General features: G+C 65.9%; 19 protein-coding genes and 1 tRNA gene. 13 read left to right on the top strand and 7 right to left on the bottom strand.

Going from position 1 to position 19,581, the window contains the following annotated elements; genetic code table 11:
- Nucleotides 1-45 precede the first annotated feature (45 nt).
- Entirely contained in the window at nt 46-1,200 is a 1,155-nt protein-coding gene (locus L2Y97_RS01305) for a LysM peptidoglycan-binding domain-containing protein (RefSeq protein WP_247431959.1), read from the bottom strand.
- Nucleotides 1,201-1,408: 208 nt separating this feature from the next.
- On the opposite strand from L2Y97_RS01305, the gene def reads away from it, so the two are divergent.
- Genes def through rsmB form a run of 3 tightly spaced genes read left to right on the top strand, consistent with a single transcriptional unit; the run spans nt 1,409 to nt 4,167 of the window.
- Nucleotides 1,409-1,912 carry a peptide deformylase gene (gene def, locus L2Y97_RS01300; protein ID WP_247431956.1) on the top strand — a complete coding sequence of 168 codons (504 nt, stop codon included), beginning with the start codon at nt 1,409-1,411 and terminating at the stop codon, nt 1,910-1,912.
- Between the two features lie 3 nt (nt 1,913-1,915).
- Nucleotides 1,916-2,860, top strand: a complete 945-nt coding sequence (gene fmt, locus L2Y97_RS01295; RefSeq protein WP_247431953.1) for a methionyl-tRNA formyltransferase — start codon at nt 1,916-1,918, stop codon at nt 2,858-2,860.
- Nucleotides 2,857-4,167 carry a 16S rRNA (cytosine(967)-C(5))-methyltransferase RsmB gene (gene rsmB / locus L2Y97_RS01290; protein ID WP_247431950.1) on the top strand — a complete coding sequence of 437 codons (1,311 nt, stop codon included), beginning with the start codon at nt 2,857-2,859 and terminating at the stop codon, nt 4,165-4,167. The genes fmt and rsmB overlap by 4 nt, the downstream gene beginning before the upstream one ends.
- Here rsmB and L2Y97_RS01285 read toward each other — a convergent pair.
- On the bottom strand, nt 4,137-5,264 hold the full coding sequence (locus tag L2Y97_RS01285) for a glycosyltransferase (protein ID WP_247431947.1): 1,128 nt from the start codon (nt 5,262-5,264) through the stop codon (nt 4,137-4,139). The genes rsmB and L2Y97_RS01285 overlap by 31 nt on opposite strands.
- A 155-nt stretch (nt 5,265-5,419) precedes the next feature.
- Here L2Y97_RS01285 and L2Y97_RS01280 point away from each other — a divergent pair, with 155 nt between their 5' ends.
- The 4 genes from L2Y97_RS01280 to L2Y97_RS01265 all read left to right on the top strand — a co-directional run bounded on the left by L2Y97_RS01280 (nt 5,420) and on the right by L2Y97_RS01265 (nt 10,064).
- Nucleotides 5,420-6,676 (top strand): O-antigen ligase family protein, encoded by a 1,257-nt coding sequence (locus L2Y97_RS01280; protein WP_247431944.1) that lies wholly within the window; start codon nt 5,420-5,422, stop codon nt 6,674-6,676.
- A 3-nt stretch (nt 6,677-6,679) separates the two neighbouring features.
- Nucleotides 6,680-7,684, top strand: coding sequence for a glycosyltransferase (locus tag L2Y97_RS01275; protein WP_247431941.1), 1,005 nt, complete (start codon nt 6,680-6,682; stop codon nt 7,682-7,684).
- Between the two features lie 116 nt (nt 7,685-7,800).
- Nucleotides 7,801-9,744 (top strand): ArnT family glycosyltransferase, encoded by a 1,944-nt coding sequence (locus tag L2Y97_RS01270; protein WP_247431939.1) that lies wholly within the window; start codon nt 7,801-7,803, stop codon nt 9,742-9,744.
- Nucleotides 9,741-10,064, top strand: a complete 324-nt coding sequence (locus L2Y97_RS01265; protein ID WP_247431936.1) for a tetratricopeptide repeat protein — start codon at nt 9,741-9,743, stop codon at nt 10,062-10,064. The genes L2Y97_RS01270 and L2Y97_RS01265 overlap by 4 nt, the downstream gene beginning before the upstream one ends.
- Here L2Y97_RS01265 and L2Y97_RS01260 read toward each other — a convergent pair.
- On the bottom strand, nt 10,039-10,944 hold the full coding sequence (locus L2Y97_RS01260; RefSeq protein WP_247431933.1) for an LpxL/LpxP family acyltransferase: 906 nt from the start codon (nt 10,942-10,944) through the stop codon (nt 10,039-10,041). The genes L2Y97_RS01265 and L2Y97_RS01260 overlap by 26 nt on opposite strands.
- Nucleotides 10,945-11,000: 56 nt before the next feature.
- On the opposite strand from L2Y97_RS01260, the gene dtd reads away from it, so the two are divergent.
- The 5 genes from dtd (at nt 11,001) to L2Y97_RS01235 (ending at nt 15,064) form a co-directional block, all read left to right on the top strand.
- Nucleotides 11,001-11,444, top strand: coding sequence for a D-aminoacyl-tRNA deacylase (dtd, locus tag L2Y97_RS01255; protein ID WP_247431930.1), 444 nt, complete (start codon nt 11,001-11,003; stop codon nt 11,442-11,444).
- A gap of 178 nt (nt 11,445-11,622) precedes the next feature.
- Nucleotides 11,623-13,494, top strand: coding sequence for an RNA polymerase sigma factor RpoD (gene rpoD / locus L2Y97_RS01250; RefSeq protein ID WP_247431927.1), 1,872 nt, complete (start codon nt 11,623-11,625; stop codon nt 13,492-13,494).
- A gap of 94 nt (nt 13,495-13,588) precedes the next feature.
- Entirely contained in the window at nt 13,589-14,038 is a 450-nt protein-coding gene (locus L2Y97_RS01245) for a helix-turn-helix transcriptional regulator (protein WP_247431924.1), read from the top strand.
- Between the two features lie 31 nt (nt 14,039-14,069).
- On the top strand, nt 14,070-14,480 hold the full coding sequence (locus tag L2Y97_RS01240; RefSeq protein WP_247431922.1) for a VOC family protein: 411 nt from the start codon (nt 14,070-14,072) through the stop codon (nt 14,478-14,480).
- Nucleotides 14,481-14,512: 32 nt separating this feature from the next.
- Complete coding sequence (locus tag L2Y97_RS01235; RefSeq protein ID WP_247431919.1) at nt 14,513-15,064, top strand: hypothetical protein; 552 nt, start codon at nt 14,513-14,515, stop codon at nt 15,062-15,064.
- A gap of 17 nt (nt 15,065-15,081) precedes the next feature.
- Here L2Y97_RS01235 and L2Y97_RS01230 read toward each other — a convergent pair whose 3' ends face one another.
- Genes L2Y97_RS01230 through L2Y97_RS01215 form a run of 4 tightly spaced genes read right to left on the bottom strand, consistent with a single transcriptional unit; the run spans nt 15,082 to nt 19,212 of the window.
- Entirely contained in the window at nt 15,082-15,504 is a 423-nt protein-coding gene (locus L2Y97_RS01230; protein WP_247431916.1) for a DUF2894 domain-containing protein, read from the bottom strand.
- On the bottom strand, nt 15,494-16,144 hold the full coding sequence (locus tag L2Y97_RS01225; protein ID WP_247431913.1) for an OmpA family protein: 651 nt from the start codon (nt 16,142-16,144) through the stop codon (nt 15,494-15,496). Before L2Y97_RS01225 ends, L2Y97_RS01230 begins: the two co-directional genes overlap by 11 nt.
- Nucleotides 16,141-18,495, bottom strand: coding sequence for a DUF802 domain-containing protein (locus L2Y97_RS01220; protein ID WP_247431910.1), 2,355 nt, complete (start codon nt 18,493-18,495; stop codon nt 16,141-16,143). Before L2Y97_RS01220 ends, L2Y97_RS01225 begins: the two co-directional genes overlap by 4 nt.
- 9 nt (nt 18,496-18,504) lie before the next feature.
- Nucleotides 18,505-19,212, bottom strand: a complete 708-nt coding sequence (locus L2Y97_RS01215; protein ID WP_256452068.1) for a DUF3348 domain-containing protein — start codon at nt 19,210-19,212, stop codon at nt 18,505-18,507.
- Between the two features lie 138 nt (nt 19,213-19,350).
- Between L2Y97_RS01215 and L2Y97_RS01210 the strand changes: the two genes are divergently transcribed.
- A tRNA-Ile gene (locus tag L2Y97_RS01210) sits at nt 19,351-19,426 on the top strand.
- The last annotated feature ends 155 nt before the right edge of the window (nt 19,427-19,581 follow it).

Here is a 19,581-nt window from a genome sequence, read left to right as displayed (position 1 = left end):
AGGGAGGCCGAAGCCTCCCTTTTCGTACCCCGCCGGCCCGCCGGATTATTCGGGCTGGACGAGCTTGTCGCCGCTACGGACCGGGCGCAGGGCGTCCATCACCAGCGCGTAGCTCACGTGATCGAACGCCTTGAATACCATCAGGTGACCACCGTATTCGTCCGGCAGCTGGGCGGTGCGCGAGGTGGAGCGGCGGTTGTAATTGCCGCTGACCTCGTCGGCGATGGCCTCGCCCTGGCTCATCACCGTGAACGTGGTGCCGTTATCGATGCCGTCGGCGGTGCCAGCGGAAATCGAGACCACCTGGCGGCTACCGACGCCGTAGTGCGCATCGGCCAGGCCGATCACGCGCGGCTCGGCCGGCATGGCCTTGGGCGCGTGCGGGTAGAAGTATGGGTCGTACGGCTTGTCGTCGACCGGCATGAAGCGGTCACCCTTGCGGATTTCCATCGTCGAATCGACGACCACCAGGCTGGTGATATCGCCGTTGGTGGCGAGGACCTCGGCCGTACCGATGACCGACACTTCCACGCCCGCATCCTTGCCGGTGCCGTTGTGGGTGTCGTGGTAGGTGTCTTCACGCCACGGGCTGGGGTTCATCGACACGTCGCTGTCCAGATCGTCAGCGACGAACGAGCCATGCTCGCGATCGTTCACGGCATCCAGGTGACCCTGGTCTTCGCCGTGGTCGCGGAAACGGTGGGTCGGGCGAACGATGGCCCAGCGCTGGCCCGGCCGGGCGCTATCCAAATCGCGCGCATACACCTTGTTGCCCGGGGTGCCGCGCAGGCCGGCATCCTGGAAACCAACGACATAGGGCGCGCTTTCGACGCTATCGGCATCCATGACGCGCATATCCTTCAGGAACATGCGCAGCTCGGAGAGCGGAATGGCGGGGACGGCGTCATCCTCGATGCGCACGCGCGGCTGCAGGCCAACACGCGGGGCGCCGCCGAACATGCTCAGATTGAGCACGTCACCGGGATAAATAAGGTGGGGATTGCGGACCTGGGGGTTGGCCTGCCAGATCTCGGGCCAGAGCCAGGGCTTGCTGAGGAACTTGGCCGAGATGTCCCACAGGGTATCGCCCTTGCGGACGGTGTAGGTATCCGGTGCGTTCGGACGCAACTGAGCCGCCGCGGCATAAACAGCCACAGTGAAAAACATGCCGCCCAGCAGCATGGCGAACTTCTTGAACATGGCGGGTTTTCCCCCTTCCCCGGTGCTGTCGCGAGTGTAACCGAATCGTTAATGGGCACAATATGTCAGCACGCTCGCCGGGCCCTCGGCGTCAGCGTAGAATGTGAGGGCATCCTACAGGGTCGAAGCGCTTGGTTTTCGCCGACTTGCCCGCAATTTTCGGGGCATGGCGCGCCTCCCCCGGCCCGCAACCGTTTAAGGTGACACCGTGTCCACCCTCACCATCCTCGAATTCCCCGATCCCCGCCTGCGCACCGTCGCGGCACCCGTTACCGTGTTCGACGCCGAGCTGAAGCAGTTCGTGGCCGACATGTACGAGACCATGTACGCCGCCAACGGCGTCGGCCTCGCCGCGACGCAGGTCAACGTGCACAAGCGCGTCCTCGTCACGGACATGAGCGAGGGCCGGGATGAGCCACTCACCCTGATCAACGCCGAAATCCTCGAAAAGGACGGCCAGCAGGTGTACCAGGAAGGCTGCCTGTCCTTCCCGGGCATCTATGCCGACGTTACCCGCGCCCTGAAGGTGAAGGTGAAGGCCAACGATGTCGACGGCAACGAGATCATCGTCGAGGCCGAGGGCCCGCTGGCCGTGTGCATCCAGCACGAAATGGACCACCTCGCCGGCAAGGTCTTCGTGGATTACCTTTCGACGCTCAAGCGCAGCATGTTGCTGAAGCGGATGGAAAAGCAGCGCAAGGCCAGCGCCTGATCCATGGCGGTGTCTTCCTTACGCGTGGTGTTCGCAGGAACGCCTGAATTCGCCGTCCCCTGCCTTGAAGCCTGCCGCGCCTCCGGTGCGGAGGTGGTTGCCGTTTATACCCAGCCTGACCGGCCCGCCGGACGCGGCCGCAAGCTGGCTGCCAGCCCGGTCAAGGAAGCCGCGCTCGCCGCGGGGATCACGGTGGAGCAGCCCGAGTCGTTCAAGGCCACGGCGGACCGCGACCGCCTCGCCGCCTACGCCCCCGATCTGATGGTGGTGGTCGCCTATGGCCTGATCCTGCCGCGCAAGGTCCTGGCCATCCCCCGCCTCGGTTGCTGGAATGTGCATGCGTCGCTGCTGCCGCGCTGGCGTGGCGCCGCGCCGATCCAGCGCGCGATCCTGGCCGGCGATGCAGAAAGCGGCGTCGACCTGATGCAAATGGAAGCGGGCCTGGATACCGGGCCGGTGCTGGTCGAGCGGCGGACACCCATCGCCGTCGACGAAACAGGCGGCACCCTTCACGACCGCCTGTCCTTGCTTGGCGCCGAGGCGCTGGGGGAAGGGTTGCGCCGGGTGCTGGCGGGGGAAACCCTCGTGCCACGCGTGCAGGCCGAGGATGGCGTGGCGTATGCCCATAAGCTCGACAAGGCCGAAGCCCGCATCGACTTCGCCCAGCCAGCCATCGTGCTTGAGCGCATGGTGCGCGCGTTCAACCCCTGGCCCGTCGCTGAAGGCGAAATCGCGGGTGAGCGGCTGCGCGTGTGGGCCGCACTTGCCGTCGCGGGCCGCCCGGGCGCCGAACCCGGCACGGTGCTGGCAGCCACGCGCGATGGCATCGATGTGGCGTGTAGCGAGGGCGCACTGCGCCTTATCGAAGTCCAGCGTGCCGGTGGCCGCCGCATTGGGGTGGCGGATTATCTCAACGCGCGGCCGGAGCTTAAGCAGGCCGCTTCGTGAGCAAGGCCCCCTCGGTACGCGCGCTGGCCGCGGAAGCACTCGCAAGCATCGCGCTTTCCGGACACTCGCTGCGCGAGGCCGCTGATCGTGCCCTGCCCAAACTTCCCGATTCGCGTGACCGTGCGCTGCTTACGGCGCTACTGAGCGATGGTGCTCGCTGGTGGCCACGTTTTGATGCGGCACTGGATCGCCTGCTGGATAAGCCCATCCGGCGTAGTGAGCCGGTGATTCATGCCCTGCTGGTCACGGGGCTCGTGCAGTTGGAAACCTTGGAACTGCCCGGTTACGCCGCGGTGGCCGCTACGGTCGAAGCCGCGCGCGAGCTGCGCCGCCCACGCCTGGCCGGGCTGGTCAATGCCGTGCTGCGCCGCTGGCAACGCGAGCGCGAGGCACTCAACGCGGCGCTCGACGCCAACCCGGCCACGCGGCACGCGCACCCGGCGTGGTTGGCCGACGCGATCGCGCGCGATTGGCCGGCCCAGGCCGAAAACGTGCTGGCGGCGGCAAACATCGAACCGCCCCTGATGCTGCGCGTCAACCGGCGGCTTGCCCACCGCGACCAGGTCGCAGCGGCACTGGCCGGGGCAGGCCACCCGGCAACGTTGCATGCCTGGCTTGCCGACGGCCTGGTACTGCCGCACAGCACCGACGTCACGCGCTTGCCGGGCTTCGCCGAAGGCCATTTCGCGGTACAGGACGGTGCCGCCCAGGTGCCTGCGGACCTGCTCGATGCGCGGGCGGGGCAACGCGTGCTCGATGCGTGTGCCGCGCCCGGGGGCAAGGCCTGCCACGTGCTCGAAAGGGCCGATGTGGACTTGCTCGCCGTGGAATACGAAGCAAGCCGCGCGGCGCGCATTCGCCAGAACCTGGAACGCCTGCGCCTGCGGGCAGACATCACCGTGGCCGATGCAGGCGATGCCTCGGCCTGGTGGGATGGACGCCCCTTCGACCGGATCATGATCGATGCGCCCTGCTCCGCCACGGGCGTGATCCGGCGTCGCCCCGATGTGCGGCTGCACCGCCGCGCCACCGACATCGACGCACTGGTCGCCCAGCAATCGCGCATCCTCGCCGCGTGCTGGGACACCCTGGCCCCGGGTGGGCGGCTGCTTTACGTCACCTGCTCGCTGCTCCGGCGCGAAAACGAAGGCGTGGTGGGGGACTTTGTCCGAAGTCGCGAGGACGCGGTGGTCGTTCCCGTCACCCTGCCGGTCGGCCAGGCGGCCGCCATCGGCTGGCAAGTGCTGCCGGGCGATGGCGACCTGGATGGGATGTACTACGCCCTGCTCGAAAGAAGGCCCGCGTAAGCCTTTTCGGTCGCGTCCACGAAATGCTCCAGGCCGAATGCGGTTTCAGCGTGGTCACGCGCCGCATGGCCCATGCCCGCCAACCCGTCCCGGCTTGCCCATAGCGCACGAAGCGCTTCGCCCATAGCCGCTTTATCGCGGACGGGGACCACCCAGCCGTCCGTCCCAGACCGGATGTTTTCAGGCAATCCGGCGTAATCGGTCACGAGTACCGGCTTGCCCATGGCCATCATCTCGCGGCACGCAAACGAGATGGTTTCCACATCCCACGACAGGACAAACCCGGCGTCGAGGGACGCCACCATCGGCCGGACATCATCGAGGCGGCCAGTGAAGTGAATAAGGTGGGCGACGCCGAGCGCATCGATGCGGGCGAGCTCATCGGCGCCCGGCAACCCGCCTGCGAGCACGATACGGAACCGCTCGCGCTCGTCCGGCCGCAGCATGGCGAGCGCTTCCACCAGGTCCATCCAGCCCTTGTAGCGAGCGGTTCCCGCATTGCTGCCGATCAGCAGGGCGGCACCTTCGGCGGCCGGGGCGAGCCATGCGGAACGATCAGCGGGCGCCACCGCCTGAGGGGCAAAGCGCTGGATATCCACGCCATTGAACACCGTGGCGATCCGGCAACGCGCGTAGGGGGAGGCCTGCAGCTGGCGCCGGACGTACTCACAGACGGCAATCACCATGTCCGTGCCAAAACGGGCACGCAGGCGGTGGCCCCAGCCCGTCATGGGCTTGGAATTGTGCTTGGTGAGCACGATGGCCGGCCGGTTTGGCAGGCCGCGCACGGCCGCCATCGCGAGCCGGTGGTCGGCCGAGCCATTCACATGGACGATATCCACGGGATTCTGGCGCAGCCACCCGGCCAGATGACGCCGCGCGCGACCGCGGGCGGCGAGCTTGCCGAGGCCATTCGGAAACGGCTGGTCGATCACGCCAACGCCGGCGATAGCCCGCGCCTCGCGGTTCAGGCGGCTGCCCGGGGGGGCGGCCACGAAAATCGCGTGTCGCGGCGCCAGCCCGCGGGCCAGGCCGGTCACGTACGTGGTGTGGCCGCCGCCGTCACCGGCGTGGAAATTGGTGAACAGGATCTTCATGCCCGACCTTTGCACTAGCTGAATTGCGGCCGGACCACCGTGGGCACACGGAGCGGCATCCGCGATCCGGTAAAGTACCATGCCTCGCGTACCCGGCCTTCCTGCCCGGGTGGCGAGCAGGCCGTCCGCGGCTGTCCACAGATGCAAGGTGCCGAGTGCAAGACAAACCCAACGCGTGGCGCCCCTGGATCCTCTCGCTGCTGATCGCCATCATGCCGCTGTCGTTCGCGCTGCCGTACAAGGCCAAGGCGCTGCCGGCGGCTATCCTCCTGCTCGTGGGCATCTGGATGCTGGCGACCCGGCCTTACACGCGCCAGGCGTTCCGCCGCAGCGCCCTGGTCGTGGTGCCGGTTGCGCTAGCGTTTGTCTTCTGGCTCGCCAACACGCTTGCACACGGCATCTCCCTCAAGGAGTTCGATGTCATGTCGCACGTCCTTGCGTTCCTGCCCATCGCCGCCTGCTTCGCCGCCCCGTTGCGCCCTATCGTGCTGCGGCTCGGGTTCAGCGCGTCGGCGGCCGCCCTGGGGCTGATCTGCATCGAGCAGCACTACCTGGAGGGCATCGACCGCGTTTACGGGATCAATAACGGCCTGTGGGGTGCGATCGAGTTCTGCATGTTCATCCTCGTGCTGTCGTTGATCAGCACGATCCAGGCATTGCGCATCGAACTGCGCACGGGCGAACGCGTGTTGCACGGCATCTTCGCCGCGCTTGGCATTTACGGCGCGCTCCTGACCCAGAGCCGCGGCCCGCTGCTTGCGTGCATCCCCGTGTTTATAACGCTGGTGATCCTCCAGGCCACCCGCACGCGGCGCTGGCGCCAGGCCATCGCCGTGCTATTGGTGGGTGTCGCTGTTGCTGGCCTTGCCACCACGATCCTCCATGGTGAGGTGGCGGAGCGTTTCGCCGCCGTCTCCGAAGAGGTCTCCACGTACAGCGAACAGGATGCCACCGGCGCCGTCAGGGAACGCCTGGAAATGTGGCGTAACGCCGGCTCCGCCGTCGCGGAGCACCCGCTCGCGGGCGTGGGCCTGAACCAGTTCGGCACCTATGCGCGCGGCCGCATCGCCGAGGGGAAGGCCTCCAACTCGATCGAGCGCTACGACCATCCGCACAGCGAATACCTGGAATGGGCCGTCACCGGCGGCCTGCCTGCCCTGGTCCTGTTGCTGGCCATGCTCGGGTGCGCCCTTTGGTTCTTTGGGCGCCACGCGCTGCACCGTGAAAACGGCGTGGCGATGCCGGCATGCGCGGGCCTGGCGGTGACCGGCATGTATGCACTGTGCGGACTGACCGATAACGTGTTTTACCGGGCCATGCCGCACTCGCTGTATTTCTTCCTCACTCTCGGCCTGGCCGTCTATATCGGGCGTGCGCTTGCGCAACGCGAATCATCGAACAGGGGCCACTGATCCATGGCATCGATCAACCTTATTGCCTGGGACAACGGTCGCGGGCTCACGCACGATATCCGGCTGTTCGAACAGGCGCTCCGCGACCTGGGCCATGATGTCACCGTGACGCGTGCCCCGCAGCGCAACCATGGCCTGCCATGGCGTGCCTGGGGCGCCCGGCTCGCCATGCGTGCCCGCTGGCTGCTGGGGAAGGGCCCCGCGCGCTACGACCTGGGCCTGACGATCGAGCATGTGCACCCCGGTTACCTGGCCATGTCCCGGCGCAATGCGCTCATCCCCCATCCCGAGTGGCTGAGCCGTCGCGATCGCCGATACCTGCATCGCTTTGATACGGTCCTGTGCAAGACCGATAGCGCCATGCGCACCTTTGGCGGCGAGCTGGGGTTGCCGACGGCACAGATCGGGTTCATCAGCACCGATTGCCGCCGCGAGGGCATACCGCGCGATCGCGCGTTCCTGCATCTCGCCGGCGGCAGCCGCATGAAGGGCACGGAGTGGCTGCTCGATGTGTGGCGCCGGCATCCCGAGTGGCCGACGCTGCATGTGCTGCAGTCGCCTTCGGTGGCGGCCGCCGACCGCCCACCCGCCGCCGCCAACCTCGATCACCAGGTAACGTTCCTTTCCGATATCGAGGAAATCCGGCGCCTGCAGAATGCCCACCTGTTCCACCTGTGCCTGTCCGAAGCCGAGGGCTGGGGCCACTACATCGTCGAGGCGATGAGCTGCGGGGCGGTAGTGCTCGCCACTGATGGCGCGCCAATGAATGAACTGGTGACCGATGAGCGTGGCATGCGCGTTGCCGCGCACGAAAACGGCACGCTTAATGCGGCCACGCTGTGGCGCTTCGATGAGGAAGCGCTGGAGGCCTGTGTGGAACGTATCATCCGCATGAGCGATGACGAGGCCATTGGCCTGGGTAACGCCGCCAGGGCCTGGTACGACGCCAACCAGGCCGGATTCCCGCAGCGCCTGGGCCGGGCCATCGACGACCTCCTGAAGTCCTGACGCGGCCCCCGGGCCGCCCTAGACGCTCCGGCGACAAGCCAGGCTGTACGACGTAAGTCAGCTATTCTCGCGACCGTGCGTTTAGAATTCATGATCCTTTAACGGTAACGACGCCCTTGTCCAACAGCGCCTATACCCGCTCGGAACATCTTCGCGCCCTGTGGCCCTGGCTGCCGCTTTGGGCCGCCATGGCTTTGCTGGCCATCTTTTCCCATGGCCCCATGCCGATGTTCTCCACGCGCACCCTCGCGGTGGCGTGGGATATGTGGGCGCACCACCAGTGGCTGGTGCCGCACATCAACGGTGAGCCATACAGCGAAAAAGTCCCCCTGCTGTTCTGGATGATCCACGCTGGCTGGGCGGTGTTCGGCGTCAGCGATGTGTGGCCCCGTATCCTCGAAGTGATCTTCGGCGGCACGCAGCTCGTGCTTGCGTCGCTGCTCGCCAGCCGGCTGTTTCCGGCACGGCCGTGGGTCGCCAAGGCGACGCCGTGGTTGCTCATGGGCTTCGCCTACGCCTTCCTGTTCGGCCTGCAGATCATGTACGAAGTACTGCTCTGCGTTTGGGTGCTCGGCGCCCTGCTCTGCCTCACGCCGACGCCGAACCGGCCAGCACCGCGCTGGTGGCTGTTCGGCATCCTCGTCGGCGCGGGGTTGCTCACCAAGGGCCCGGTGATGCTCCTGCACGTGGTGTTCCCATTCGTCCTCGGCCCGCTGTGGAACGAATGGGCACGGCAAAACAAGGCACGCTGGTACGCCATGGGTGGCGCAGGCCTGCTCATCGGTTGCGCCATCCTGCTGGCCTGGGCCATCCCCGCGGGCGAAGCGGGTGGCGAGGCCTATCGCCAGCGCCTGTTCTTCACGCAAACCGCCGGGCGCGTGGTCGATACCCACGCCCACGATCTGCAGAACCACGCCCACCCGGCGTGGTACTACCTGCTGTTCCTTCCGGTGATCGTCTTCCCGCTGAGCGGGTGGCTACGCGGCATCGTCGCGCTACCCACTACGCTGTTCCGCAAGCCATGGCGCCCGGGCGCCTCCGGTGCAATCGCCTGCGCCGCCGCCGCCCTCGTCCTGCTATTGGTATCGACGCTCGCGCACTTCCCGGCCGTCGTGGACAAGATCCTGGTGGTGCTGCTTGTCGTGCCGCTGTTTGTCGCCCTGCTGCGGCAGCCGCTGGAACCGGGCCTGCGCTTCCTCGTGTGCTGGCTGCTGCCGACGTTCCTGGTGTTCTCGCTCATCACGGGCAAGCAGCTGTACTACGTGCTACCTGAGCTGGGCGGGGTCACCATGTTGGTCGCCGCATGCGTGGCCGACCTGCGCGAGCGCCACCCGAAGCTGGCCAATCACTGGGCGCTGGGCACCTGGCCGCTTTCGCTCGGCGCATTCCTCCTCGCCATCGTCCTGTTCGCCATGCCGTCGGTGGTGCCCACGCGCTTCCCGGACAACATCTGGCTGACGGGCATGGCGCCGTACGCACGCTTCTTTGGCGTGGTGTTCATTGTCCTGGGCGCGCTGCTGCTGCTCCGTGGCCGCGGTGAAATGCGCCGGCTCGCCTTCGCCGGGCTGATCGGCACCGTGGCGCTCAATGCCCTGTTCACCATGGGCCTTTGGTATCGCTACGACCTGACGCCGGCATCGCTCTACCTTGCGCAGGCAGACAGCGCTGGCCGCCCCATCGCGAACCTTGGCGTGTCCTACAACGGCCAGTACCACTTCGCGGGCCGGCTCATGCACCCCATCGCCAAGATCAAGGTCCAGCCAGGCATGGCCGCCGATACCGGCGATGACGATGACGACGATGTCGTCCATGACGGCGACAGCCTGAATGACTTTGCCCGCCACCACCCGGACGGGCTGATCGTTTCGTACGCCAAGCACCCGCCCGCGGATGCGTACCGCTTCGCGCGTTTGATCCAGCCCTCGCGCACGGGCTGGCTGATGATCTGGGACGCAGCGACCCTGGATGCGCTGCAGGACGGCCGTGTGCCGGCCGAGCCCAGCGTGCCCACGCAGCTCTACCCCCTCGATTACTGGCGTACGCGCGCGGCCGCCCGATGACCGATCCCCTGGTCGAACGGCTTCGCGCGCAGATCGGCGGCGTCCGCGACGGTGCCCTGCTGCGGTTCTCCATCGGCAATGCGCTGCTGGCCGATGGCCAGTACGAAGCCGCCGCGCACGCGTTCCGCGAAGCGCTCGTGTTCGATCCCACCTACTCCGCGGCGTGGAAGCTGCTGGGCAAGGCGTTGCTGGCGGTGGATAACGAGGCTGGCGCCGCCGACGCCTGGCGGCAGGGCATCGACGCCGCGACGACGCGCGGCGACATGCAAGCCAGCAAGGAAATGACCGTGTTCCTCAACCGGCTGTCGCGGAAGAGCTGACTTTGTAAGGGTCCGGCCGGTCGTGGGCGGTGTAGCGCTTGTAATGCCATTGGTACTGCGGGAACGCGATATCGACGCACCGCTCCACGCCGCGGTTCAGCGCCGCGCAGGCCACTTTCAGGTCCACATCGGCGATACCTTCCGGCGCCGGCAGCACGTGGATGCGGAAACCTTGCCCATCCGGCAGCCGCTCGGCGAAGCTGAAAAGCACCGTGGCGCCGGTACGCGAGGCAAGGCGGGGCAGCAACACCATGGTCAGTGCATCCACGCCAAAGAAGGGCGCGAACTCCCCTTCCCCCTCGCGCGGCTTCTGGTCGGGCAGGATGCCAACGGTGCCGCCTGCGGCCAGCCGCTTGAACAGCGTGCGTACCCCGGCGCCTTCCGCCCTGACCTGCTCGGGAGCCAGCTTGCCCCTGACCTTGCGCAGCAGCGCCTCGATAGCCTGGATGCGTGGGGGCCGGTAGAGGATGGCCATGGGGGTCTTGCTGCACAGCCAGTAGTTCAGCAGCTCCCAACAGCCCAGGTGCGGCGCGGCGATGATGACGCCCTTGCCGGATGACAGGGCTTCTTCGAACAACTCGCCCCCCACCACCTCGCGCACCAGCCCGAGGGCCTTGTCGGACCCGCCGCCCCAGATCGCAGCGATTTCGGTAGCGCCCTTCCCCTCCTCCTCCATCGTCTGCCGCAGCAGGGCGGCGCGCTGGTCGGTGGCGATCGCCGGGCGAGTCAGGCGAAGATTGGTCGCCGTATAGCGCGCACTACGGGAATTCGAACGCAACGAGCGCCGGCCGATCCACGCGCCCAGGGCGTGAACAGTACGCAGCGGCAGCAGGCTGACCAGGCGCAGCAAGAGATACAGGAGGTAAATGTCCGGACGCATTCCCGGAATGGTAACTGCTCCTTTAAGCTTGGCGCCCATCCGCCGCTACAGAACCCATGATTGCACTCATCCAGCGTGTCGAATCCGCGCACGTCGAGGTCGACCAGGAGACGGTGGGTGCCATCGGCGCCGGCCTGCTCGCCCTCGTGGCTGTCGAGCCCGGCGATGGCGAGCCCCAGTGCCAGCGCATGCTGGAGCGCCTGCTGGGCTACCGGGTGTTCTCCGACGCCGAGGGCAAGATGAATCTTGGCCTGGCCGAGACGGGTGGCGGCCTGCTCCTGGTCAGCCAGTTCACCCTGGCGGCCGATACCCGCAAGGGCATGCGCCCCAGCTTTACCACGGCCGCGCCGCCCGGGGAGGGCAGGCGCTGGTTCGACCGCCTGGTGGCTCTGGCGCGTGCCGCCCACCCCCCGGGGGTGGAAACCGGGCGCTTCGGTGCCCATATGAAGGTTCACCTGATCAACGATGGCCCGGTCACCTTCCGCCTGGAGGTGCGCTGAGGCGTATCCACAGGGGCTCAAGCCCCGCACTCACCCTTATCCTGACGCAAACGCCCGGCTCACAAGGCTTTCTGGCGCGATTCTTGCGTCCCCCGGATGAGGCCAATCCACTTGAAAACTGGTCAAAAAATCATCAAATGACTATACTGATCGGTTCCTGTAACCCGCGGCGGTCGGCATGACTAACAAAGCTCACGAGCAACAGTCTGAAATCAAGCAGCTCATCTCCAAGGGCTTGGAGCAGGGCTACCTGACGTACGCGGAAATCAACGACCACCTGCCCGACGATATCGTCGATCCGGAGCAGATCGAAGACATCATGGCGGTGCTCAAGGGCGTCGGCATCGAGGTCCACGATTCCGCACCCGATACCGACACCATCAGCGATGGCGGTGCCCCCGGCTCCGGCACGGATGACGAATCCGCCGCCGAAGAAGCCGTGGCCCTGCTGTCCGCCGTCGACTCGGAGGTGGGCCGCACCACCGATCCGGTCCGCATGTACATGCGCGAGATGGGCACGGTTGAACTGCTTACCCGCGAGGGCGAAATCGCGATCGCCAAGCGCATCGAAGAGGGCCTCAACCAGGTCCAGACCGCGCTTGCCTCGTTCCCGCTCACCATCCAGCTGCTGCTCGAAGAGTATGACCAGCACCTGGAGGGCAAGCGCCGCCTGAGCGAAATCCTGGCCGGCTTCGCCGACCTGGAAGCCGCCGCCGATGAGGCCCAGGCCGCCGCGGCCGATGCCGTGGATGAAAACAGCGATGCCGACGGCGACGGCGACGAGGAAGAAGAAGAGAACGCAAGCGGCGGCGACGACGAGGATGCGGGCCCGAGCGGTCCCGATCCGGAGGAAGTGAAGCGCCGCATGGAAGAGCTGCGCTCGCTGCACGCCAAGTTCCAGAAGTCGGCACCCAAGGCCGAGATCAACGACAAGAAGGTCGCAAAGATCCGCGAGCAGATGTCTGAGGCGTTCCTCAACCTCAAGCTGCCGTCGGCCCTGATCGACAGCTTCGTGCGCAAGCTGCGCGAAGTGGTGAACGATATCCGTCACCACGAGCGCATCCTCATGGACATCTTCGTCAAGCAGGTGAAGATGCCGCGCGCCGAGTTCCTGAAGAGCTTCCCGTCCAACGAGGGCAACCTCGAGTGGGCGGCCGATCTGTCGCGCAAGCGCCAGAAGTGGTCGCCGAACATCAAGAACTTCCGCGAAGCCATCGATGGCGAGCAGGAGAAGCTGGCGCAGATCGAGCGCACGCTGTACCTGCCGCTTACCGATATCAAGGAAATCAACCGCGCCATGTCCGTGGGCGAGGCGAAGGCCCGCCGCGCCAAGAAGGAAATGGTCGAGGCCAACCTGCGCCTCGTGATCTCCATCGCCAAGAAGTACACCAACCGCGGCCTGCAGTTCCTCGATCTCATCCAGGAAGGCAACATCGGCCTGATGAAGGCCGTGGACAAGTTCGAATATCGCCGCGGCTACAAGTTCTCCACGTACGCCACGTGGTGGATCCGTCAGGCCATCACCCGTTCGATCGCCGACCAGGCGCGCACCATCCGTATCCCGGTGCACATGATCGAAACGATCAACAAGCTCAACCGCATCTCCCGCCAGATGCTCCAGCAGTTCGGCCGCGAGCCGACGCCGGAAGAACTGGCCAAGGAAATGGAGATGCCGGAAGACAAGATCCGCAAGGTCCTGAAGATCGCGAAGGAACCGATCTCCATGGAAACGCCGATCGGTGATGATGAAGATTCGCACCTTGGCGATTTCATCGAGGACACCAATGCCAGCTCGCCGATCGATTCGGCGACGGAAACGGGCCTCATGGAAACCGTGCGCGACGTGCTGGCCGGCCTCACCCCGCGTGAAGCCAAGGTGCTGCGGATGCGCTTCGGCATCGACATGAACACGGATCACACGCTGGAAGAAGTCGGCAAGCAGTTCGACGTCACCCGCGAGCGCATCCGCCAGATCGAGGCCAAGGCCCTGCGCAAGCTGCGCCACCCGAGCCGCTCGGAGACGCTGCGGTCGTTCCTGGATATCGACTGATATCCGGAGTGGTGAGTGATCTGAAAACGCCCGCGCAAGCGGGCGTTTTTTTTGGCACTTGAGATGGAATCGGCCCCCTGACACGATCGGCCTTATGGCGAGCCCGACCGACCCGGCTAAGCAACTCCGCGACCTGGCGCGCCTGCGCCGCGTGCGCGACCGCATTGATCGCGAGTATGCCCAGCCACTGGATGTCGATGCGCTGGCGCAGGGCGTGCATATGTCGGCCGGGCATCTCAGCCGACAGTTCAAGGCCGCTTACGGCGAATCGGTTTACAGCTACCTGATGACCCGGCGTATTGAGCGAGCGATGGCGTTGCTGCGGCGGGGTGATATCAGCGTGACCGACGCCTGCTTTACCGTGGGCTGCTCGTCGCTGGGGACCTTCAGTACGCGCTTCTCCGAACTGGTAGGCATGTCACCTGCGGCGTACCGGCGCGAGCAGGGCAACGCCACCGAAGGCATGCCTTCCTGCATTGCCCGGCAGGTCACGCGACCCGTCAGGAATCAAGAAGCGCCCGTGCCGGCACCCGACCTAGACTGAGCTCCCTGACAACCACCGCAAGGAGATCAGTATGGACATCACGATCAACGCCAGCTTCCTGGCCCAGAACGACCCGGACGCCGCCCTCGCCTTCTACCGCGATACGCTGGGCTTCGAGGTACGCAATGACGTGGGCTACGGCGGCAAACGCTGGATCACCGTGGGGCCCGTTGGCCAGCCGCACACGTCGATCGTGCTCTACCCGCCGGAGGCCAGCCCGGGCATCACCGACGACGAGCGCCGCACCATCGCCGAGATGATGGCCAAGGGCACCTTCGGCATCATCCTGCTTGCCAGCAAGAACCTGGATGCCACATTCGAACAGCTTCAGGCGCGGAAAGCGGATATCGTGCAAGAGCCGACAGACCAGCCTTATGGAGTGCGTGACTGTGCCGTACGCGACCCGGCGGGGAATATGATCCGAATCCAGCAGGCCACCTGAGCCCTTGCTCGCGCCTCACCTTGGGAACGTGAATGATAACGACGACACGTGCGCTCACCGGGATCATCCTTTCGTTCTCACTGTCTGGCGAGGCGGTCGCTTCAAACGCACCGCCCTCGCCACCCGTGACGCTATCGCAACCGCAAGCCGTCGCGGCGACCAGGAATGACTTGCGCGGGCTCCCGCCCGACAAACAGCGCGTCTACGCGGCGGCGCACTTCCTCGGCTATTACCAGACCAACAGCATGGCGGCTGCGCCGGTGTGCAACGCCTTTCACGTCGATATCTCTCCCTTCGTTACCGCCTTCCGCAAGGTATATCAGGCGGAATACAGCACGGCCCTTGCGATACTGAAGGAGGCGGGCGCGACAGACGATACGCTCGACCAGATGGAGGCCAGGCAACGGCCCCGCCAGGAAGAAAATGTCCAACGCGCCATGGGCGAACTCGCACAAACACAAGGCGCGACGGGTGCGGAGGCAGGCTGCCGCTACGTGGCCGCGCATCCCGATGATGTCGCCTCCGCCCGGACCTACGAGGCTGACAATCCCGAGGTCATCGCCATCCTGATGACGAAGAAGTAAACGCACACCCGCCGAGGTTAGCCTTCGTTCGCGGGAGGATCGACCAGCTTCTTCTTTCGAGGCTTTGCCGGTGCCCTCGGCTTCTTGGTACCGATGGTCGCGGGTCGTGGCGCTTCACGTTCCGAGGGCACGGCTGCCGTATTGAGCCGCTCGATCCAGGACAGGTCGTCCACGTAAGACAGGAAATGCTGGAGATAGCCGGGCGAGAGTTCGCGCATCAGCTCGGTCGCGCGGTGCACGAGCGCCGCGGAGTTCAGCGGGCCGGTGCTCTCCATTTCAGGCACGTTGATTTCGGCCTGCTGCAATTGGCTGCGCGTACGCACCTTGTCCCAGAGCTTGCGCACGCGCGCCAGCTCCGCGTCGAGGTTGAGCGCGGGGCTTTGCTGCGCGGAGAGATGCCCGAGCAGCTCGGCAAGCGGACCGGGCGCGTTACGGGCCATGCGCCTTCGCGTCCGTCGCGGATTGGCGCGGGATCGGCGCAATCTCTACGCGGCGATTCTTTGCGCGCCCCGCTTCATCCGTATTTGCGCTGACCGGCTGTTCTGCGCCGAAGGCCGCGGAGAAGACGGAGGAGGACGGCACACCTTCGGCGATCAGCGCGCGAGTGACGGTGAGCGAACGTTCCGCGGAAAGCTCAAGGTTATCCGCGAAGCGGCGGTTCCCTTCATGCACGGCCTGGTCGTCGGTAAAGCCGCTGACCATCAGGATCTCGTCGCGTGATTTCAGGTAACTGGTCAGCGGTCCCGCCAGGCTCTTCAACAAGTCACGGCCTTCCGGCTGCAACTGGTCGGAGTTCAGCGCGAACAGCACGTTGCCACTGATGCCGATGCGGCCGTTCACCAACGTCACACGGCCAGATGCCAGCGGTGCCGCGAGCGCCTGCTCCAGTGACACACGACGCTGCTGCTCTTCCTGGCGTTGCTTCGTCTCCTGCTCAAGCTTGCTGGTGAGCTGCAGCTGCATGCCGATCACGCCAACAAGGATCAGCACGAAGGCGCCAAGCAGCACCGACATCAGGTCGCCGAATGCGGCCCAGATGGGCGCGTTCGATTCGCCGTCGACTTCGAGCTCTTCGCTCATGCCTTCGCCGCTCCGTTACGCTTGGCGGCCAGCTGCTGCATGTCTTCCAGGATCTGCTTCTGCGACAGCACGCTCAGGTCGACCACCTCGCGCGCCTGGGCGACGTAATACGCGAGCTGCTCGTCGCTGCGCACCAGCGAACGATCGAGCGCCTCGCCGATTTCCTGCAGGCGAGCCTGCAGCGCCTCGTTCGATTGGCCGAACAGGGTGACGGCACCGGTGAATGCCTCGCCCAGGCTCGCCACGTTCTCGGCGCTGCCAGTGATGCGCTCGGCCACGCCTTCCAGCTTGCCGGTTTCGCCTTCCACGTGTTCGATGAAGCGCGTGCCGACGCGCTCCAGCAGATCGGCGGACGTCGTGACCAGGCCATCGATCGCCGCACGCTGTTCGGTGGACGCGTGATTCACCGCACCAAGCAGGGTCTCGATGGTCTCGAGCAGGCGGCTGCGTTCCTCGAGCACTGCTGTATCGCGAACCATGCTGTCGGAAAGCTTCTGGCGAAGCTCGTTGACGACATCGGCCGCGGCCTTCGGTGCTTCGGATGCCGCATCCACCAGCCGCGAAATTTCGGCGATAGTGGCGCTGGCATGGGCCTGCGACTGCGTGGTGATGTCGCTGGCCGCCTGGGTGATGGATTCCCGCATCGCGCTTTGCTGGGCCATGGCTTCGTCGCCAGCCTGCTTCCACTGGGCGCTGACGCGGTCGCCCGCTTCTGTCCACTGCGATACCGCGGTGTCACCAGCGTGCTTCCACTGTGCCGTGATGGCATCGCCCGCCTGCGTCCATTGCGATACGGCCTTGTCGCCAGCCTGCTGCCACTGGGCGGTGAGGGTGTCGCCGATCTGGGTCCACTGCGACACGGCGCTATCGCCGACATCCTTCAGCTGCGTGGTGAGGGCTTCGCCGGCCATTTTCCACTGGGCCATGGTGTCTTCACTGCTTGCCGCCCACTGAGAGGAAAGCGACGAGGCCATCGCCTGCAATGCGTCCGTCCATGCGGCAAGGCGCTCGGCATCGCGCGATGCCAGCGCAACCTGAAGTTCTGTTTGAGCCGTGTGCACGGACTCGGCCAGGGATGCCGCGTGCGCGGTGAATGCCTCCGAGGCGCGGGTCATCGCCTGCTCGTGGCGAGCAACGAGGGTATCGTTGCCGCTCGCCTGGCGTGCGAGCGCGTCTTTCCACGCCGCGGCCGAGGCCGTCGCAGAGGCATCGAGGCGATCGGAGACGCTGCCTACGAGGGCGGTGGCTCGCGCATCGAATGCCGTGGTGAACGCATCAAGCGAAGCGCGCAGGTCGGTGGCCTGTGCCTGGTTGAGCTCGCGCTGACCGCTCAGCGCGTCGTTCCACGCCGCTGTCACCTTCGTGGTCGTGTTCTCAAGGCCTGCCGAAACGCCCGCAAGCTGACGCTCCACGGCCGTGTTCACGCTGGCGTGCAGCGCAGCGGTTTCCCGCGCGATGCCCGCCATGGTCGTCTCGAAGATCGGCTGCAATGCGGCGCTGGCGGCACGCGCGCTATCGGCGACACCCTCTTTCAGCGATTGCTCCACCGACGATGCAAGGCGCGCGAAGGTCGCTTCGGCTTTCGCGTGGAAGGCATCCTGGCTATCGGCATGACGCTGCCCTGTCACGGTGCTCTGCTGCTCGATCGTCGCCATCATGGTCTGCAGGCGGTCGATCAGGGAGGGCATCAGTTCGGTCTGCTGCTGCAGCAGGCGGAACGACTCCTCTCGCTGGTGCGCCTGCGAGAACACGCGCAGGGTCGTCGCGGCCTTTACATCGAGCTGCTGCACCGCTTGCGTACGTTCACGACGCGCCAGCGCCGAAAGCAAGCCAAGCATGGCGGATGCGGCGACACCTGCGATGGACGTACCGAAGGCAAAACCCAGCCCCTTCACCGGGGCGGCCAGCGAACCGCGAATGGATTGCAGATCGGTGGCGCTTTCCAGGGCGATACCCGTGCCACGCAGGGTGGCCATCATGCCGAGCAGCGTGCCCAGCATGCCCAGCAACACCAGCAGGCCAATGAGGTAGGGCGTGAGCGACGGTGCAGGCAGTGCCACGCGCTCGCCTTCGATGCGAAGGCGCGCCGGGTTGCGCAGGCTCGGGTGTAGCCCATCCAGCCAGGCGCCAAGGCTTGCGGGCGTGGCGGCGAGGCCCATCGTGGCGGCATCGAGCGTTGCCGTGGCCTGGCGGTAGCGGTGGAGCTCCACCGCGCCCGCAAGGTAAGCCAACGCGATGACCCCGGCGACGAGCGCACCCAGCGGGTTGGAACCCACGTAACCGATACCGACCCAGGACACGACGGCAAGGCCTGCCAGGAACACGGCGAAATAAAGGAAATGTCTGCGCATGACTTACCGTTATGAGCTGTGCAGGGCCGCGATCAGGCCCTCCAGCGGTTGAAAACGTACATCCAGTTCCGCGAGCAGCACGTCCTGCATTTCGCGGAGGAAGATATCGAGCCAGATGCCCGAAGGCTCTGGCGATGCCGCGGCGGCGGCTTTGGCCTTTTCAAAGCGCTTTTCGAGCAACGCAGGGACCCCGCCCAGCAAGCGTTGCTCACGGGGGCTAAGCGCGCCCTCGAGCACGGCATCCACCTCGGCGAGCCTGGCGAGCTCGGGCGAGGCCGCCGCCAGGTGATCGCGCAGCTCACCACGCAGCTTGCCGGTGGTGCCCTGAATCGAGCGTTGCATCATCAGGTAGCGTTCGCGCAACGCCGAGTACGCCACGCGGACGGCGGGGTCACCTTCTGAGGCGCCGGCACGGGAGGCGGCCAGGCTACGCGCACGGGCCCAGCCCTGTTCATCCGTGATCGCTTCGACCAGGGCCGCGCGCGCACCGGCGAGAAGAGCCTCAGAGGGCGCCTCCCCGGGAGCCGGCTCGGCAGGCGGCACCCCGGCGCCATCCAGCGCCGACGAGAGGGCGATCGACTGCGTCCAGCTAAGCCATTGGCTCAACCGGTCTGGCAGGGAACCGCTGGGCTGCCCCGCATCGACCTCCCCCATGCGCGCCAGCAGGCGCACGAAGGTCGATCCCCGGACAGCGGCTCGTGGGTGGCTTTGCACCATGCTAAGTCGCTAAAAAACCGACAGTTTACCCTAAGAAGATGACCCGCTGGCCGGTATCGGGGTATCAGGTGCCCCGAGATTGCCCAGGAAGCAGGCGTGCGCCACGGCGCCAATTGGGTAAACTCCCCCGTCCCGCAAGGGCCTATAGCTCAACGGTTAGAGCAGGGGACTCATAATCCCTTGGTTCCAGGTTCGAATCCTGGTGGGCCCACCAATGCGCTTTGTCGTCAAAGTCGTTTCAGTCCTCGTCACGAGGCGACCCAAGGTTAGGGAGCACGCCATGGACGCGGTGTGGGAGCCGGAATACGCATTCGCGCCGGGACCTTCGCCAAGGTCCATGTACGCAAACAACCAACCTAACCGGGGAAT

Origin of the sequence: Luteibacter aegosomatissinici (assembly GCF_023078495.1) — a bacterium.
In the GTDB taxonomy this organism is placed as follows: Bacteria; Pseudomonadota; Gammaproteobacteria; order Xanthomonadales; family Rhodanobacteraceae; genus Luteibacter; species Luteibacter aegosomatissinici.
This window is presented reverse-complemented; position numbering and strand designations above follow the sequence as displayed.

Coding starts and splice junctions, on each gene's coding strand:
- L2Y97_RS01305 (WP_247431959.1), bottom strand. CDS start 1,200: ATGTTCAAGAAGTTCGCCATGCTGCTGGGCGGCATGTTTTTCACTGTG.
- fmt (WP_247431953.1), top strand. CDS start 1,916: ATGGCGGTGTCTTCCTTACGCGTGGTGTTCGCAGGAACGCCTGAATTC.
- L2Y97_RS01285 (WP_247431947.1), bottom strand. CDS start 5,264: ATGAAGATCCTGTTCACCAATTTCCACGCCGGTGACGGCGGCGGCCAC.
- L2Y97_RS01275 (WP_247431941.1), top strand. CDS start 6,680: ATGGCATCGATCAACCTTATTGCCTGGGACAACGGTCGCGGGCTCACG.
- L2Y97_RS01265 (WP_247431936.1), top strand. CDS start 9,741: ATGACCGATCCCCTGGTCGAACGGCTTCGCGCGCAGATCGGCGGCGTC.
- L2Y97_RS01260 (WP_247431933.1), bottom strand. CDS start 10,944: ATGCGTCCGGACATTTACCTCCTGTATCTCTTGCTGCGCCTGGTCAGC.
- dtd (WP_247431930.1), top strand. CDS start 11,001: ATGATTGCACTCATCCAGCGTGTCGAATCCGCGCACGTCGAGGTCGAC.
- rpoD (WP_247431927.1), top strand. CDS start 11,623: ATGACTAACAAAGCTCACGAGCAACAGTCTGAAATCAAGCAGCTCATC.
- L2Y97_RS01245 (WP_247431924.1), top strand. CDS start 13,589: ATGGCGAGCCCGACCGACCCGGCTAAGCAACTCCGCGACCTGGCGCGC.
- L2Y97_RS01240 (WP_247431922.1), top strand. CDS start 14,070: ATGGACATCACGATCAACGCCAGCTTCCTGGCCCAGAACGACCCGGAC.
- L2Y97_RS01235 (WP_247431919.1), top strand. CDS start 14,513: ATGATAACGACGACACGTGCGCTCACCGGGATCATCCTTTCGTTCTCA.
- L2Y97_RS01230 (WP_247431916.1), bottom strand. CDS start 15,504: ATGGCCCGTAACGCGCCCGGTCCGCTTGCCGAGCTGCTCGGGCATCTC.
- L2Y97_RS01225 (WP_247431913.1), bottom strand. CDS start 16,144: ATGAGCGAAGAGCTCGAAGTCGACGGCGAATCGAACGCGCCCATCTGG.
- L2Y97_RS01220 (WP_247431910.1), bottom strand. CDS start 18,495: ATGCGCAGACATTTCCTTTATTTCGCCGTGTTCCTGGCAGGCCTTGCC.
- L2Y97_RS01215 (WP_256452068.1), bottom strand. CDS start 19,212: ATGGTGCAAAGCCACCCACGAGCCGCTGTCCGGGGATCGACCTTCGTG.